Annotated in this window: 14 protein-coding genes; 10 read left to right on the forward strand and 4 right to left on the reverse strand. The window is 36.0% G+C overall.

Annotated elements, in window-relative coordinates:
• The first annotated feature begins 48 nt into the window (after positions 1-48).
• The 8 genes from LQV47_RS13500 (at position 49) to LQV47_RS13530 (ending at position 9,714) form a co-directional block, all read left to right on the forward strand.
• Complete coding sequence (locus LQV47_RS13500) at positions 49-2,337, forward strand: cation:proton antiporter (protein WP_230037685.1); 2,289 nt, start codon at positions 49-51, stop codon at positions 2,335-2,337.
• 382 nt (positions 2,338-2,719) lie between these two features.
• Positions 2,720-3,373, forward strand: coding sequence for a hypothetical protein (locus LQV47_RS13505; RefSeq protein WP_230037687.1), 654 nt, complete (start codon positions 2,720-2,722; stop codon positions 3,371-3,373).
• 7 nt (positions 3,374-3,380) lie between these two features.
• The gene (locus LQV47_RS13510) at positions 3,381-3,602 is read left to right on the forward strand and encodes a class I lanthipeptide (protein ID WP_230037689.1); all 222 of its coding nucleotides are present in this window, start codon (positions 3,381-3,383) and stop codon (positions 3,600-3,602) included.
• A 41-nt stretch (positions 3,603-3,643) separates the two neighbouring features.
• Entirely contained in the window at positions 3,644-6,679 is a 3,036-nt protein-coding gene (locus tag LQV47_RS13515; RefSeq protein ID WP_230037691.1) for a lantibiotic dehydratase, read from the forward strand.
• Positions 6,654-7,781: a lanthionine synthetase LanC family protein gene (locus LQV47_RS13520; protein WP_230037693.1), complete on the forward strand. Its 1,128-nt coding sequence runs from the start codon at positions 6,654-6,656 to the stop codon at positions 7,779-7,781. The genes LQV47_RS13515 and LQV47_RS13520 overlap by 26 nt, the downstream gene beginning before the upstream one ends.
• 117 nt (positions 7,782-7,898) lie before the next feature.
• Positions 7,899-8,438, forward strand: coding sequence for a hypothetical protein (locus tag LQV47_RS13525; RefSeq protein ID WP_230037695.1), 540 nt, complete (start codon positions 7,899-7,901; stop codon positions 8,436-8,438).
• A gap of 107 nt (positions 8,439-8,545) precedes the next feature.
• Complete coding sequence (locus LQV47_RS22510; protein ID WP_290368655.1) at positions 8,546-8,677, forward strand: hypothetical protein; 132 nt, start codon at positions 8,546-8,548, stop codon at positions 8,675-8,677.
• A gap of 194 nt (positions 8,678-8,871) precedes the next feature.
• Positions 8,872-9,714 (forward strand): prephenate dehydrogenase, encoded by an 843-nt coding sequence (locus tag LQV47_RS13530; protein WP_230037697.1) that lies wholly within the window; start codon positions 8,872-8,874, stop codon positions 9,712-9,714.
• Between the two features lie 602 nt (positions 9,715-10,316).
• On the opposite strand, the gene LQV47_RS13535 is transcribed toward LQV47_RS13530, so the two are convergent.
• Positions 10,317-11,735: an L-serine ammonia-lyase gene (locus tag LQV47_RS13535; protein ID WP_230037699.1), complete on the reverse strand. Its 1,419-nt coding sequence runs from the start codon at positions 11,733-11,735 to the stop codon at positions 10,317-10,319.
• A gap of 190 nt (positions 11,736-11,925) precedes the next feature.
• Between LQV47_RS13535 and LQV47_RS13540 the strand changes: the two genes are divergently transcribed.
• Complete coding sequence (locus LQV47_RS13540; RefSeq protein WP_230037701.1) at positions 11,926-12,504, forward strand: Crp/Fnr family transcriptional regulator; 579 nt, start codon at positions 11,926-11,928, stop codon at positions 12,502-12,504.
• 59 nt (positions 12,505-12,563) lie between these two features.
• Complete coding sequence (locus tag LQV47_RS13545) at positions 12,564-13,187, forward strand: NAD(P)H-dependent oxidoreductase (RefSeq protein ID WP_230037703.1); 624 nt, start codon at positions 12,564-12,566, stop codon at positions 13,185-13,187.
• 83 nt (positions 13,188-13,270) lie between these two features.
• On the opposite strand, the gene LQV47_RS13550 is transcribed toward LQV47_RS13545, so the two are convergent.
• The 3 genes from LQV47_RS13550 to LQV47_RS13560 all read right to left on the reverse strand — a co-directional run bounded on the left by LQV47_RS13550 (position 13,271) and on the right by LQV47_RS13560 (position 16,771).
• Positions 13,271-14,614 (reverse strand): ammonium transporter, encoded by a 1,344-nt coding sequence (locus LQV47_RS13550; RefSeq protein WP_230037705.1) that lies wholly within the window; start codon positions 14,612-14,614, stop codon positions 13,271-13,273.
• A gap of 85 nt (positions 14,615-14,699) precedes the next feature.
• Entirely contained in the window at positions 14,700-15,365 is a 666-nt protein-coding gene (locus LQV47_RS13555; RefSeq protein ID WP_230037707.1) for an alpha/beta hydrolase, read from the reverse strand.
• A gap of 776 nt (positions 15,366-16,141) precedes the next feature.
• Entirely contained in the window at positions 16,142-16,771 is a 630-nt protein-coding gene (locus LQV47_RS13560; protein ID WP_230037709.1) for a YceI family protein, read from the reverse strand.
• Positions 16,772-16,805: the final 34 nt, after the last annotated feature.

A 16,805-nucleotide genomic window follows, 5' to 3' on the forward strand; every position in this document is an offset into this window, starting at 1 on the left:
TTCAATATAGGTATATTCTTATCAACTTTACATCAAAATTTAGGAATCATGAATCTGGGGAAATATAAAAATATTATTTTTTACATCAGTACAATTGCATTTTTTTCGTGCCTTATGTATTGGTTTTTTGCAGAAGGAAAAACGCTGGAGATTGGAGAAAATATTACTCCCGTTAAATCTACAGGTTCTACCATGTGGGAAAACTTCACAGATTCATTTCTCACCAACCTCCACCATCCTTTAGCTCTTCTTCTTGCCCAGATTGTGACCATTATTCTGGTGGCAAAACTTTTTGGGTGGGTTTGTATAAAACTGAAACAGCCCTCTGTAATCGGAGAGATGATAGCCGGTATTGTCCTGGGACCTTCTCTTTTCGGTTTATATTTCCCTGAACTTTCAGCGTTTATTTTCCCAAAAGAATCACTACCCAACTTACAGTTTTTAAGCCAGATCGGGTTAATTCTCTTTATGTATATTGTAGGAATGGAACTCGACCTTAGTGTTCTTAGAAAAAAAGCACACGATGCCGTAGTCATCAGTCATGCCAGTATTATTATCCCTTTTGCATTGGGAGTTGGTCTTTCTTATTTCATTTATAAAGAATTTGCACCGGATGGCATTCAGTTCAGCTCATTCGCATTGTTCATCGCTATTGCCATGAGTATTACAGCATTTCCTGTACTGGCCAGAATTGTTCAGGAGCGGAATCTCCATAAAACCAAAATAGGAACCGTTGTCATCACCTGTGCCGCAGCAGACGATATTACAGCATGGTGCATCTTAGCAGCAGTGATCGCCATTGTAAAAGCAGGGTCTTTTTCAGGGTCCGTATTTGTTATTTTAATGGCTATTCTGTACGTTTTCATTATGATAAAGGCGGTAAGGCCGTTTCTAACCAAGATTGCCGAATCACAGAAAGGAAAAGGGTTTATCAGTAAAGGGCTGGTGGCTATATTTTTTCTGGTATTAATTATCTCATCTTATGCAACAGAGGTTATCGGAATTCATGCATTGTTCGGGGCATTTATGGCTGGTGCTATTATGCCTGAAAATATAAAATTCAGAAACCTTTTTATAGAAAAAGTAGAAGATGTGGCATTGGTTCTTTTACTTCCTCTTTTCTTTGTATTTACCGGGTTAAGAACCCAGATCGGTTTACTGAATGACATTCATCTCTGGAAAATTGGCGGCCTCATCATACTAACTGCTGTTACAGGAAAATTCGTGGGAAGTGCACTGACGGCAAAATTTTTAAAAATGAGCTGGAAAGACAGTCTCACAATAGGAGCGCTGATGAATACCAGAGGGCTAACGGAGCTTATTGTCCTCAATATAGGCTATGATTTGGGTGTTTTAGGTCCGGAATTGTTTGCTTTATTAGTGATCATGGCATTATTTACCACTTTTATGACTGGTCCGTGCCTGGATTTCATCAATTATGTTTTTAAAGGAAAAAAATCCATGGTGGAAGATGATGAGCAGGAACAGAATGATGCAAAATACAGAGTTCTTTTATCTTTCGAAACGGCAAAAGCAGGAAGTAAGCTATTGAGGCTTGCAGATAATTTCACCCGTAAAATGAATGGCAACAAAAGCGTTACCGCCATGACTATTGCTCCTGTTGACGAACTTCATGCTTTTGATATCGAAAACTTCGAAAAAGAACAGTTTAAAAATGTCATTGAAACCTCTCAAGAGCTTCAGCTTGAAGTCACTACCCTGTTCAAAGCCTCTACAGATGTTGAAAGTGACCTGACCAATATAACCAATAAAGGAAATTATGACCTTCTTCTTATCATGTTTGGAAAATCTATGTACGAAGGAAGTTTATTAGGCAGATTATTAGGGTTTACAACAAAAATCATCAATCCGGAAAAATTATTAAATACCGTAAAAGGAAAAGGCAATATTTTCAATACGTCTCCTTTTGATGATCTGACCCTTCAGGTGCTAGACAAAGCTACTATTCCTGTAGGAGTTCTGGTTGATAAAGAATTCACGGCAGCTGATAAGATATTTGTACCGATATTCAACCTTAGTGATTTTCACCTGCTTGAATATGCTAAAAGACTGATCAATAATAACAATTCACAGATTATTATTCTGGATGCTGCAGGACAGATCCGGAACAATATTGAAGTAAAAGAGCTCATCAGAAGTATTGAGCAGGTAGCCCCCAACCATATCACTCTCTATAATGAAAAAAAGATTGAGAAGGAATTCCTGAACTCACAGGACCTCATGCTTATCAGCAGTAAAAGCTGGAAGAGCCTGATTGACACCAAAAGTTTATGGCTGTCTGATATCCCTTCTACCTTAATTATTTCAAACCCTTAAACAGTCTGGCTGCCGGATATTTTTCTCCAGCAATACTACAATTTTATTGATCATCCAGGTTAACAATAAGTTCAATAGTATATATAAGGCCATATAATCGGCAGTATTCGTCCAATAAATACTGCCGATTTCTCTTTTTTTGGGTGAATTTTTCAGGTAACTCTGCAAAAAGAGGATAAAGATACCCTGCTTAGTGAAATAAAATAGGCAATTATTAAAAGTAGAGTTATTACAAAACAAACCTCTATATCAGAAGCTTTAAGAACCATCTTATTTTCATTACTTTTTATAAGTCAATTAAAAAACATTATTTTTTTTCACACAATATGCATTTCTGTTTCAAAATTTTAGCATATATTTAAAAAAACTTCTAATAACCATAGTGACTACTACAATTAAAAAGACTTTTGCGAGTAAGCATTGGGACTATTTTATTCTGATCTGTAGAGTTCTGCTTGCGTGGCAGTTCTTATCTTTCGGATATGCTAAATTTTTCGATGACGGACAATTTGGTATTTCCGGTGAGGAATTGAATAAACCCATTAAAGACCTCAGTCTTTTTAAAGTAATGTGGTATTTATTTGACCACAATCCATTTAAGATCATCATCGGAATTTGCCAGACGTTATGTGGAGCTTTGCTTCTCTATAATAAGACAGTAATTGTAGGAGCTCTTCTTTTTTTACCTATTGCCTTCAATATTTTAATCATGGATATCACCTTTATGGAACCTTCTATGGTTAATGGGTTTGCATCAAGACTGAGCTATTATATATTCCTTGATCTCTTAATTCTCTATCATTATAAAGACAGAATGCTTATTGTTTTTAATGCCATTACCGGCAATATAAGCAACAGGTTTAGCCATTCTTACGGGATGTACCTTATTTCACCAGTTCTGGCTGTTCTTTTAAGTTTACTTCCTGTAGTACCTGTGGTTCTGTTTTATCTGGTATTAGAGCCGGATCAGATGCTGCATGCACTGGGCAATGCCTGGCATGGAGTCACCAAATTAGCAAAACATTTTTTAAAATAAAATTACCATGAAAAAATCAGACAAAAAACTAACAATTTCAAAAAAGAACGTACAGAATTTAAGCAAAAACAGCTTATTTGAAGTAAAAGGAGGTAAAGCCATTGGTGCTGGTGACGATTTAGGATTGTTTACTGCAGGATGTTCAGACGGATGTATGTCTAACTTTATGCATACTCACCTGTTAAACTGTTCAAAAGCAAACTGTACAGCAGATTGCGGTAACTGCTAATTAACATTTGATCTCTTTTGTCATCTCCAACGTAAAATAATATGTCTTCAAAGCAATATACTCCATTTCATTACACCATATTGAGAACTCCGGTTCTTTCACCTGATGATCTAGACAAGTTTTATTCTTCATCGGATGTTATTGAAAATATTTCCTGTAATGATGCTATTATGGATGCTATTAAACTGTCGTCATTAAACTTTTACCATGAGGTGACAAAAGAGTTTTCTAAAAAGAATCCTGAACAAAAGGAAAAATTAGAAATATCATTATACAAATATCTTTCTCGATATACGACACGCCCTACACCTTTTGGGCTGTTTTCAGGACTGGGTGCTCTTAAAGCCTCATCGGAAACAGCTGATAAAAAGATTTACTGGAATACATCCTATCCCAGACTCAGGCTAGATTCAGACTACGTATACAAAGCAGTGCACTCACTGAAAACACACGAATCCTACCTTACCAACAATACCTTGTATGAAATCTTTGATGAATACAAGTATTTGCAGTGCTACACAGGAATCATTGGCAGAGACTACCGATTGGTAACCATAGAAAGTAATGAATACATTGGTTCCGTTATCGAGTTCTGCAGATCAGAAAAAACTTCTGAAGAAATTATCAATTATATTAAAGAAGAAAACGAAGTTACTCAAAGTGAAGCTGAGGATTTCTTCAATGAACTAAAGGATGAACAGATCATCAATTCATCTTTATCTTACTCAGGAACCGAAACCGGAAACCTGATCAACAAAATATATAAAAATGTAGATATACCAGGCTTTAATGAGCTAAAAGAGTATATAGACAAGTCTAATCAAGGAAATAATATCCCTGAAATCCTGTCACTTCCTAATCAGAAAAAGGTACCTCTTCATGTAGACCTTTATTTTGAAACTTCAAATACAATGAGCAAAAAGTTCATTGAAGATATTCAGAAAAGTGATGCGATTTTCGAAAGATTCAGCATATTAGAAAACCAGACTCCTTACAGGATCACTCATTTCAAAAAACAATTCAGCAAAAAATATGACCAGCAGGAAGTCAGTTTACTCCATGCACTCGATATTGAGTTCGGAGTCGGCTATGGAAAATTTGTCAACTCAGATAATATAGACAGCAGTACTCTCATTTTAGGCTGGCCCAATGAATCCATCAAGGAGGATCATCTTAGTCTCAACAGGAAAGAAGTTCAGTACTCTCATGCCATCATTGATTGTATTAAAAACAAAAAAAATACTATTGATCTCCATGTATTAAGTAAAAACCAGGAAGTTTTTCTTCCCGAAAAAGTGAATCAGTCTTTCCCATTTAAATCCTATAAAGTATCTATTTTTCTCGATAAAGAAACTAATAATCCCGTTTATTTTATTGATTATATCTCGTTCCATTCTCCACGAAAAATATTGGGACGGTTTTCAGATCATAAAGAGATAAGTAATTTATTAGATGATATTCATGATCAGGAAAAAAAGATCTATGGTAAAGACACCGTCATTGCCGAAATTGTACATCTTCCTTCGGAAAAAATAGGAAATGTCATTGAAAGAAAAATTAATACTGAATATTACATAGGATACATTGATGAAAGCAGCAACAGAAAGAAAATTCATCTGAATGATCTGTATATTTCTATTGTAAATGACCAGATTGTGTTACGCTCTAAAGCATTAAATAAGTACGTAATTCCGGTTTTTTCCAATGCCTACAATATCATGCATCCCACTAACAGTCCGATTTTTGAGTTTCTGCTGGATTTTCAGGCCCAGCAAAATCATAGTCTCCTGATCAATGAAGACAGGCTGCTGGATATTTTTAAATTTTTTCCAAGATTGCAAAAAGGAAATTTCATTGTCAAAAAAGCTTCATGGCTTATTGAATATCATGACTTTTTCACAAATAAAAATACAAGTGTTACAGAAGCCCTTACAGCATTTGATGAAAACCTTACAAAGCTTAATATCAGGAGAAATTTCTTCATTTCACAGGGTGACAATGAACTGTATATCCATTTGAAGTTTGAAATTTCAAAGAAAACCTTTTTAACAGAACTGAAAAAGAAACAAAAATTAAAAATAATAGAGTCCTTAATTGACGAATTTACTCCGGTAACCTATAATCAGGATGGAAATACCATCAATAATGAGTTTCTGCTGTTTTTCAAAAACGAAGGCCGGGAACTGAAAGAAGAGCACCCGATTCCCGCTGTGAAAACCTCTGATATTCCCAGGTCCTTGTTTCCGGATATTGATAACTGCATTTATCTGAAAATTTATACAGGTAAAGTATTTGCAGACTTTTTCATATGCGAAACGGTAGGAATTTTAAACTTTTTACAGGCTAATACACTTATAGATAAGTTTTTCTATATTAAATTTTATGATCCCGAGTTTCATATAAGACTAAGAATTTTTGCACCCAAAAGCAATCATGGAGAGATAAAATCCCATATCAATGCGCTTATAAAGAAATACCTTACCGGGAAAATACAAAAGATATCTTATGACACCTATGACAGGGAATTAGAGCGCTACGAAGGAAATAACACCAAAATATTTGAAAAGATATTTTATTATGATTCTCTTGTTTCCGCGGCAATCATTGAGAAAAATATTGAAGAAAACAATACTGATATTCTCTGGATGTACCCTATCAAACACATGCTTTTCTATTTTAAATTATTCAATCTCAATACGGAAGCCCAATTAAACTTTGTAAGTGGAGTAAAAAGCAGCCTGGCTAAGGAGTTTAATATGTCACCCTTGAAAACCTCTTTTATCAATGCAAAATTTAAAGGTTTCTCCGGAGAAATTGAGAATATTATATCTGAAAAAAATGGTATATTATCAGCGATTCACACTCAATTTTCCAAGGATATCCAGGGAGATTTACCCGCTTTACTTGATCAAAACTCCTATAAGAACCTGGCCAATATTATCCATATGCATATTATCAGGGTGGTACGAAGTGATAACAGGCTTCACGAATATTTAATGTACTGCTTCCTTGAAAAAATTTTAAAAAAACAATTCTTCAGCTTACAAACAAATGCCAATACTTCAACACCTCTGTAAAAACATCTTAGACTACGAGCATAGCCACGTTGGATTAATGAATGGAGCCTGCTCAGAGTTATTATTTATTCACCATTATTTTAATGCTTATCCTGAGCTTTATAATAAAACGGTAGAAAAAAAAATTGACCGGTATAAAGATTTAATCTTCGATCATATAGAAAATGAAAGAATTGACCTTTCCTATGCGGCAGGGTTATCCGGTATTTTATCTTCTGCCTCCTATTTACAGGAATCTCAATGGTGTTCTCTTGATTTTCTGGACATTGAAGATATTGGAGAGATAATGGTAGAAGAAGCTATTGCTCAGTTTCAGAATCATAATTTTGATTTCTTTTATGGTGGAATCGGTATGGTGATGCCTTTCATGAACAAACAGATGGATATCCGAAAACTGGATCCTGGCTTACTGCACACATTAAAAAAAACAATCATTAAAACGAAGACAGATTTATTCTGGCAAAACCCAAAAGATAAGGCAGAAAACATTTCCAATTTTGGCGTTTCTCATGGCTTTCTTCCCAATCTTCTAGTACTGGCCTATATCGCAGATTCGGATTCTGATATTTCTTTTATCAGACAAACCGTATCAGAATTTATGGCCTATGCTTCGATGGAAGATACAGTATCCGTATTCCCTTCAGTAATCGAAACCAATAAAGAAAAGTCAAAATATGCTTCCCGACTGGCCTGGTGCTACGGTGACCTGGGGATATCCTGTGTTCTCTATAAAATTGGCGAGCTCATTCAGGATAAATCTTTACAGGATCAGGCATTACAAATACTGTTAAAAACCACTGTCAGAAAACATGATGATTCCAGTAAAGTAACCGATGCTTCACTTTGTCATGGGAGTGCAGGAATTTCTTCGATATACGATTCATTTTATAACCGCACTCAAAACCCGGCGTTCAGACAGGCCGGAGAATATTGGCATGGGATCACTCATTCTTATTATACTCCTGAAAATAAGGAATGCTGCTTTTTATATAAAGCAGCGGATGAATATGTCTATAACCCGGGATTACTGGAAGGGTTAGCGGGGATAGGGCTGTCTCTTTTGGATAAAAAAGACTGGTCCGGCATCTTATTGATTGAATAAATACACAATAAAATCAAAAATTTGATATTTTTTTCTTAAATAAAAGGAAAAATACATATTTTTATATCCGAAAGTAACAATATTTAACAAATATCAACCATTTAAATACGATACGCAATGTGCCGATATGCCATGACGGTTTACAAAGGTCATTATGCTTGTTTTAACTGTCAGAAAACATTCAAACGCCGCATTTTACACGATGTGGATAGGGATTCTCAGGTTTCAGTAGAAGCCAAATGTCCTGAGTGCGGAAAACTGATGGCCAATATGGGGTTGGATTTTGAATCACCCTCAAAAAATGATCATAAAAGATGGGCGCATATCCGGGATCTGTATACAGTAGGCATCACTTTTCATTCCTGCGGATGTTCCGGTCCGGGATATATTCCTCAGGATCGAAAGGCTATTATCACTTATCTTGAAAAAATCCGCGCAGAATATATGCACTCGCTGGTGTATTGGAGATACCGCATAGAACCGGAAACCAAAAGAGAACGTGAACTGGAATACCAGAAAAACGGGTCTCAGCTATGGACGGTGAACCGGGATGCTTTTAAGAAAACAGTGACTAATCAGGAAGGAATAAATTATTGGATCAATAAAATCAAAGAAGTTGAAGAGCGTCTTGCCCTTATCCAAAATTCAAACAACTGATGGCACTAAAATCCGCCATAGAACCCGATTTAAAAACAGCAGAAACCGATACCCCTGAATTCTCAAATAATTCTGGATTAGTACAGCCCATGTAAATCTTTCCGGTGATGAAGACCTCACAGCCTATCGCCAGCTGGAATCTGAACTACAACAAATCACTCAGAAAAACATCTCACAGCACAAGTACAGCATGGAATGGTGGAGGAACAATCATCTATATACTCACTAACAGCAAATAACACATTATCTCTATATAATTTCAATCAGAAATTTCATAAGTTTAAAAAAATTTTATACCTTCGCTTTGTGAATTTTAACAACGGAACATATTATTATAGAATTTTTAACTCAGATCTGGGATAGGGATTCTTATGAACATAATTTAAAACCTCGTCCTGGACGGGGTTTTTTTTATTTAAAACCAATTTAAAAGATGAAAATAAGTATTATAGGAGCTGGATTAATCGGAGGATCGATAGCATTAAAATTAAAGGGAAAAGGCATCGCCAGCTTTATCTACGGAATCGATAACAATAAACAGCATATTGATGAAGCATTAGAGCTGAACATCATTGATGCAGGAGCTGATCTGGAGCAGGGCGTAAAAAGCGCAGAGCTGATCATCCTTGCTATTCCTGTGGATGCTGCCCGAAAATTATTGCCGGGGGTTCTGGATCTTATATCGGATCATCAGACCGTAATGGATGCAGGTTCTACAAAAGCAGGAATTGTCAATGCCGTAAAAAATCATCCAAAACGCTCAAGATTTGTAGCCTTTCACCCGATGTGGGGTACCGAAAATAGCGGTCCGAAATCTGCTATTGCCGAAAGTTTCTCAGGAAAAGCGGGGGTTATCTGCAATAAAGAAGAATCTGCTGAAGATGCTTTAACCCTGGTGGAAAAAGTAGTCGATGCACTTGATATGCACATCATCTACATGGATGCAGAAGATCATGATATCCATACTGCCTATATTTCCCATATCTCCCATATTACCTCTTACGCCCTTGCCAATACCGTATTGGAAAAAGAGCGCGAAGAAGAGACTATCTTCCAACTGGCCAGTTCAGGTTTCTCAAGTACCGTACGTCTGGCTAAATCGCATCCGGAAATGTGGGTTCCCATCTTTAAACAGAACAAAGAAAATGTACTGGATGTATTGAACGAACATATTACCCAGCTCAGAAAATTCAAATCCGCATTGGAAAAAGAAAATTATGAATACCTTGAAGAACTGATTACCAATGCCAACAGAATCAGAGGTATATTAAGATAATAATACTTAACCCAGCTTTTTTCCTAAAACTTAGTGTTATTTTAAAATAATAGTTACAATCTTGCCATTCCATAGGAATATTCCAACTGGGATTATAAAAATTGAGATTGGATTCCTGCGGAATGACAAACAGGATGCTGAATAGCACTTTAAAGTAATGTTGTACATCAGGTTATGTCCACTCCATCAAAAATTCTTTGAATTTTCGCCACCCCTCCGGAGGAGGGGAATATCACGTTCCCATTGTAATATTCATCGGGACATCCATGAAAATCATAAATTTTCATAGACTTAATCGTACTTCTTATGCGCAAAGCTTTTAACAAAAAAAAAATTAAGTATTGGTCTTAATATCATTCCATAGTCACCTAAACGGACATCATAAAAATTGAGGTGGATTCGCAATGATAAATTACATGGATAGTTTTTAACCTTCTTACAAACAATTAGGAATTTTCAATTGAAAACAACAACTTCAGGGTGGAAAAACATATATGTTCAATAAAAAATAGTGTTTGACCCCTATTAAGTTCCACTACTGCATAAAAAAATCCTTAGATGTTATGTTATGTCTAAGGATTTTATATTTTATTATTCTATTATTAACATTCAGGAACATTCACCGCAATGGCTAATCCTCCCTCAGAAGTTTCCTTAAAGCGGTCACTCATAGACTGAGCAGTTTCCCACATGGTCTGGATGACCTCATCCAGCGTTACTTTTGCCTTTGTAGGATCACTTTCCAATGCGATATTAGCGGCTGTAATCGCTTTCATAGCTCCCATTGTATTTCTTTCAATACATGGGATCTGTACAAGCCCTTTAATAGGATCACAGGTTAATCCAAGGTGGTGTTCCATAGCTATTTCAGCAGCCATTAATACCTGCCCTACACTTCCTCCAAGGATTTCCGTAAGTCCCGCAGCAGCCATCGCTGATGATACTCCAATTTCGGCCTGACATCCTCCCATTGCTGCAGAAATGGTTGCATTTTTCTTGAATAATGTTCCTATTTCTCCGGCTACAAGCAGGAATCTTGCAATATCATCCTCACTCGTAAATGGTGTAAACGCCTGTGCATACATTAACACTGCGGGAATCACTCCACTCGCTCCATTCGTAGGCGCTGTAATAATTCTTCCGAAGCTTGCATTTTCTTCATTTACCGCCAGTGCAAAACAGGCAATCCATTTATTGATATTGGTGAAATTTTCTTCGGCATCAACCACTTGTTGAAACCATTCATCTTTATTTTTGTAAATTTTGTCACCTAGTAGTTTTCTATTAATTCCCGCTGCCCTTCGGGAAACATTCAACCCACCGGGAAGGACTCCTTCTTTATTCACTCCTTTGTAGATACATTCTTTAATCTGACTCCAGATATATAAAGCTTCCTGTCTTGTTTCATCCTGTGACCTCCAGCTTTCTTCATTGATTAAAATTAAGTCTGAAATTTTGTTGAATCCCAGCTTCTGGCAGTATTTTGCAATATCTGCAGCTTTATGACAAGGATACAATGTACGTACGCATTGTTTTTCTATCGAGTTTTTTTCCTGACTGGCAATAAAACCTCCACCTACGGAATAGAAATCCTGAACAAGCTCGGTACCATCTTCAAAAACAGCTTTAAAGATCATTCCATTCGGGTGAAAATCTAGTGATTTCTGCATATTTAAAACCAAATGATACCCGTAAACAAACGGAATTTCTTTCTCACCACCAAGATTAATAATCTGGTCTTTTTTTATTTTTTCTATCTTTTCATCAATTTTTGAAGTATTGATGGTCTTAAAATCTTCACCGTTCAATCCAAGCATTCCGGCGATATCCGTTCCGTGCCCAATTCCGGTTTTGGCTAAAGAACCGAAGAATTCAAGAAAAACTTCCTTTACCTCTGCAATTGATCTTTCCCTTTTTATAATTCTGATGAATGCAGCCGCTGCATTCCAAGGTCCCATCGTATGTGAACTGGATGGACCTATTCCTACTTTAATAATCTCAAAAACCGATATTGATTCCATAAATGGCTCTTCATTTTGCTTATACAAAGATACATGATAAATCTAATAAAAAGCATAGCAGAACCCGGTATTAATAACTATTCATACCCATAGAAATAAGATTTCACAATTATATTTTTTAAATTAGCAATGAACAATAATTCTTTCTGTAACCTTATTAAATTCACCCTGTATATTTTCATCATTCTAAATGGAAACACTAATTAAAAATATTTCGCAACATATCAAATTGAGTCCGGAGGAAATTTCGGTTTTCAAAAACTTCTGGACAGAAAGGACATTGGAAAAAGGTGAATTTCTTTTAAGGAATGGAGACACCTGCCGCTATGACAACTATGTTGTTTCCGGTACCTTAAAAGCCTTCTGCATCAATCCTGAAAACGGCAATGAAGAAATCCTTTTTTTAGCGATTGATGATTGGTGGGCAGCTGATATCTACAGCTTTTCCAGACAAAAAGCTTCTATTTATAATATACAGGCGATAGAGAAAACAAAGCTGTTACAGATCAGCCATAGCTCTTTTCAAAAACTGTTAGAGCAGATCCCTTCGCTGGAAAGATATTTTAGAATTATTTTAGAGGGGTACCTCGGAACTCTGGAAAAAAGAATTGTATTTAATAATATGTATAAGGCTGAACAGAAATATCTTTACTTCCTGGAGTCCTATCCTGATATAGCCGCCAAAGTTCCGCAGTATTTAATAGCTTCTTATTTAGGAGTCTCAGCAGAGTTTATCAGCAGAATTAGAAAAAAAAATAAATCCTCTTGAACTAGATCAATTTTTCCGGACTTAATAATCAAGAATTTTGAGGTATAGAATTTACCATTATGAAAGTATTGATTATTAACGCCAGTGTAAGAGGTAAAAGATCTTACAGCCGAAGACTAACCGACCTGTTTGTTGAAAACTGGAAAACCAAATACCCCCATGCTGTATTTACTTACAGAGAAACCGGAATTGGCCATATCCCCAATATTAATGAATCCTGGATTGCAGGAGCATTTAAAAAGCCTTCAGACAGAACAGAGGAAAGCCAAAAAGAATTACAACTGAGTGATGAGCTTGTAAAAGAGCTTAAAGAAAATGATATCTATGTGATTGGCACCCCCATGTACAACTGGTCTATTCCATCCGGTTTAAAAGCCTATATAGATCAGGTCATGCGAATCAACGAAACCTGGAAATTCAGGTCAGGTTCTCCAGACGGTGACTATGTAGGCCTGCTGGAAAATAAGAAAATATTTATACTCTCAAGCAGAGGAGACACAGGCTATGGAGAAAATGAAAAGAATGGTCATATGAACTTTCAGACCACCTATTTAAAACATATTTTAGGAATAATGGGAATAAAAGATGTCTCCGTTTTCTCGTTAGATAATGAAGAATTTGGTGGTGAAATATTTGAGGAGTCAAAAAAAATGGTCTTTAAGGCTATTGCCTCCATTACATAAAATCTTAAAGCAATATTTTGAAATTTCAGCTTAAAACAGGGTATTCCGGAAGCCTCCGTGTTATACCCTGATTTTTTCTGTTACTAATTGAGACTCTCATCATGCTGGGAAAGATCAAGCCCCATATTTTCAGACTCTTCAGAAACCCGTAGCGTAATAATGGAATCTGTAATTTTATATAAAAGTAATGATCCGAAAAACGTAAATGCAGAAACCAGAACCAAAGCCGCCATATGATGAAGAAATACATTTGCTCCACCATGAAGAAGACTTGCATTTTCACCATGCGCGAAAACAGCCGTTAAAACCATTCCCATAATTCCTCCTACCCCATGGCAGGCAAAAACATCCAATGTATCATCTACCTTCTTCAAAGCTTTCCAGTTGACCATCATATTAGAAACGATGGATGAAATAAATCCTATGAAAAGACTCTCCTGAATACTGACAAAACCACATCCGGGAGTAATTGCCACCAGTCCTACTACTGCTCCAATACAAGCTCCCAATGCAGAAATACTTCGTCCATTGATTCTATCAAAAAATATCCAGGTCATCATGGCAGAAGCAGAAGCAATGGTAGTTGTTCCAAAAGCAGTAGCTGCAGAGGCGGCAGCACTCAATGCCGATCCTGCATTAAATCCGAACCACCCAAACCACAACATGCCTGTTCCCAAAAGGACATAGGGAATATTTGACGGTTCATGGTGCGGATTTTTTCTCCGTCCCAATACTAAAGCTCCTGCAAGGGCAGCAAATCCGGCACTCATATGTACTACCGTACCTCCGGCAAAGTCTTTCACTCCAAAATATTTGTTCAGGAGGCCGTCCGGATGCCATACCATGTGACAGAGTGGCGTATAGATAAAAATACAGAAAAGGACTATAAATAAAAGGTAAGAAATAAAACGAACCCTCTCAGCAAAAGATCCTGTAATGATAGCAGGAGTAATAACAGCGAATTTCATCTGAAACAGTGCAAAAAGCACAAAAGGAATGGTAGAAGCCATCATTTTGTGTGGTAAGGCTCCCACTCCGTTAAAGAACATATAGCTTAAAGGATTTCCTATGATCCCGTAATGCTTTCCATTCATACTGAATCCTAAAGATTCACCAAAAGACAAAGAAAACCCTACCACTACCCATAAAATAGAAATAACCCCCAACGCAATAAAACTCTGCAGCATGGTGGAAATCACGTTTTTCTTTCCAACCATTCCGCCATAAAAAAAAGAAAGGCCGGGAGTCATCAACAGTACCAGCCCGGCAGCAGCAAGGATCCAGGCAACATCTGCCCCTACAATTTTATCTTCACTCAGAAATACCCCGGTATCGGAAACATCGGTAGCAGGATTCCAAAACAATCCTCCAAATGCAACAATAGCAATTACCGAAAATGAAACGATCCATTTTAATCCTATTTTCATAAAATTCATATTTAACCCTATCAAATTTAAATATAAATTTCATAAAAACACATTTTAAATTACAACACCCCCATAAAAAAAGTATTTATGAAATAATATCGACCGTTTTTTCAGAAAACACCTTGGTCAGTATTTTCGAAACTTCTTTATGCTTGGTAACCGGAAAAAGATGTGAACCGCCTTTAATCACATAATCCGGTTTTGAATACCGTATTGGGAAAACAATATCTTTATCTCCTAATATCTGAATAACATTAGGATTTTCTTCAAACTTCCATTCGGAAACTTTTTCTACAGACCATTTTAAATAATAAGGATCCCGCACTTTGAAATATTCCAGGATTTTAGGATTTCTGGGATCAAAAAGCTTTCTTACCACAGAATATACCTGAGCTGCTCTATTATTGAACAGCCCTACCGGAAGGATTCTTGGGATCTTAGTTACCTCACCGGTCTTTATGAACTTGGATTTCTCTTTATCTGATTTTATACTTCCCAGAATCACTACTTTCTCAGCTGGCTTCAGCTGATTAATCTCCTGTACAATAATTCCTCCAAAAGAATAACCTAACAAACAGAATGGTTCCGAATCATCCACCTTTTCAGCCATTCTTTTTACATAGTCATCAAAAGGTTCATTACTTTCAGGAATAAGCCAATCTATAAAGACCGATTCATAGTTTGGAGGGAACTCCAATCTTTCAAGTACCTTAAAGTCTGCTCCAAGACCGCTTACAACATAAATTTTCATAGGACTAATTTATAAAAAAACAGGAAAATAAATGACAGATTAATAAGGAAAAAGCTAAAGATATTGCTGCTGAGTTTAAACTGCAAAAGCTTTAAACATTCAAGTTGTTATAAGACTTAGGCTTTATGTAAAAAGGAAATATAATTTTTCAATCCTATTTTCACGAGTATTATTATTGGAAAAAGAAGAAAGTTAAAACGATCTATACAATTGTCTTCCGAAGGAATCTAAACAGTGTTATTAAAAAAGAGTAGGTTAGAAGTGTAAGTTGGAATAAACGCAAAGACGCAAGAAGATTGAGTAACTAAGCGTTTTAAGGCGCAAGGATTTTATCTGCGATAAAATTGTTCCAGAGGTATTTGAATATTTTCAGCTTCCTTTTGCTGTTGCATTGTAGGATGCTTTCTATAAGGGAGAGTACAGAATTTTTTGACCGGTGCTGTCTTTGTCATTCTGTAGGAATCCAAGCCTGGAAAAATAAAACTGTGCTTAAATTTCTAAGGAATGACAAATGGTGTGTTACAATTTTCAAAAAAGTTTTAAAATAAGACTTCATTTTTTATAATGAGCTCATTGCGTAAGAAGTACTAAAGCTATTCAAATCTAATATTTTCATGAATATTAAAATTCAAGACAAAATATTGCTCTTCTCCAACACATATCCAATCAGCAGATTTGACGGAATGGTCTCAACACCAATTGTATATCCCATATTCCATAAAAAAAGAGCAATCCATCAACTGAACTGCTCTTTTTTATCAATATTATATTTAATCTTATTTCTTTTTCTTTACCGGAATTCTGTTTTCGTTATCTAATTGTTCTGTAGAAACTCTGAACTGGATATCCATTTCATTCTTGATGAAATAATCTTTCAGTGAAGACTGGTAGAATACCTTAAAGTCTCTTCTGTTTAATGAAAACTTAGCAGACTCAATGACTACGGTAAACTGGGTAACATATACATTTGCAGGAAAAGTGATGGTTTTTCTCACTCCTTTAATGGTAACATCTCCATACACTGTAGAGTTGTATTCGCTGTTGGCTAATGGAATAATCTTAGTCAAATGGAATTTAGCTACCGGAAATTTTTTCACTTCAAAGAAGTTTGAACTTTTAAGGTCATCTGTAAGCTTGATCTGGTCCTCATCGGAAACATCTCCGGCCATCATGCTTCTCATATCTATTACAAACTCTCCGTCTACCAAAACAGTATGGTCAAAGTTAAATTTTCCACTTTTCAGTTTCACTGTTCCTGAATGGGAAGAGGCTTCAGTTTTTACAACCTTATATCCCCACCATCTGATCTCTGATGAAGTCACTTTTGAAACTTTATCAAATTTCTTTTGGGCAGAAACAAATGATATGCCTACACACACCATAGCAAACAATAGTAATCTTTTCATTCTTTTTTATTTACAATTCAACAAAAATAAAAAA

Origin of the sequence: Chryseobacterium sp. Bi04 (assembly GCF_918698085.1) — a bacterium.
GTDB lineage: Bacteria > Bacteroidota > Bacteroidia > Flavobacteriales > Weeksellaceae > Chryseobacterium.

Excerpts from the sequence above, each read along its gene's own strand:
- LQV47_RS13515 (WP_230037691.1), top strand. The coding sequence starts at position 3,644 with ATGTCTTCAAAGCAATATACTCCATTTCATTACACCATATTGAGAACT.
- LQV47_RS22510 (WP_290368655.1), top strand. The coding sequence starts at position 8,546 with ATGAAGACCTCACAGCCTATCGCCAGCTGGAATCTGAACTACAACAAA.
- LQV47_RS13545 (WP_230037703.1), top strand. The coding sequence starts at position 12,564 with ATGAAAGTATTGATTATTAACGCCAGTGTAAGAGGTAAAAGATCTTAC.
- LQV47_RS13550 (WP_230037705.1), bottom strand. The coding sequence starts at position 14,614 with ATGAAAATAGGATTAAAATGGATCGTTTCATTTTCGGTAATTGCTATT.
- LQV47_RS13540 (WP_230037701.1), top strand. The coding sequence starts at position 11,926 with ATGGAAACACTAATTAAAAATATTTCGCAACATATCAAATTGAGTCCG.
- LQV47_RS13500 (WP_230037685.1), top strand. The coding sequence starts at position 49 with ATGAATCTGGGGAAATATAAAAATATTATTTTTTACATCAGTACAATT.
- LQV47_RS13520 (WP_230037693.1), top strand. The coding sequence starts at position 6,654 with ATGCCAATACTTCAACACCTCTGTAAAAACATCTTAGACTACGAGCAT.
- LQV47_RS13530 (WP_230037697.1), top strand. The coding sequence starts at position 8,872 with ATGAAAATAAGTATTATAGGAGCTGGATTAATCGGAGGATCGATAGCA.
- LQV47_RS13525 (WP_230037695.1), top strand. The coding sequence starts at position 7,899 with ATGTGCCGATATGCCATGACGGTTTACAAAGGTCATTATGCTTGTTTT.
- LQV47_RS13535 (WP_230037699.1), bottom strand. The coding sequence starts at position 11,735 with ATGGAATCAATATCGGTTTTTGAGATTATTAAAGTAGGAATAGGTCCA.
- LQV47_RS13510 (WP_230037689.1), top strand. The coding sequence starts at position 3,381 with ATGAAAAAATCAGACAAAAAACTAACAATTTCAAAAAAGAACGTACAG.
- LQV47_RS13560 (WP_230037709.1), bottom strand. The coding sequence starts at position 16,771 with ATGAAAAGATTACTATTGTTTGCTATGGTGTGTGTAGGCATATCATTT.
- LQV47_RS13555 (WP_230037707.1), bottom strand. The coding sequence starts at position 15,365 with ATGAAAATTTATGTTGTAAGCGGTCTTGGAGCAGACTTTAAGGTACTT.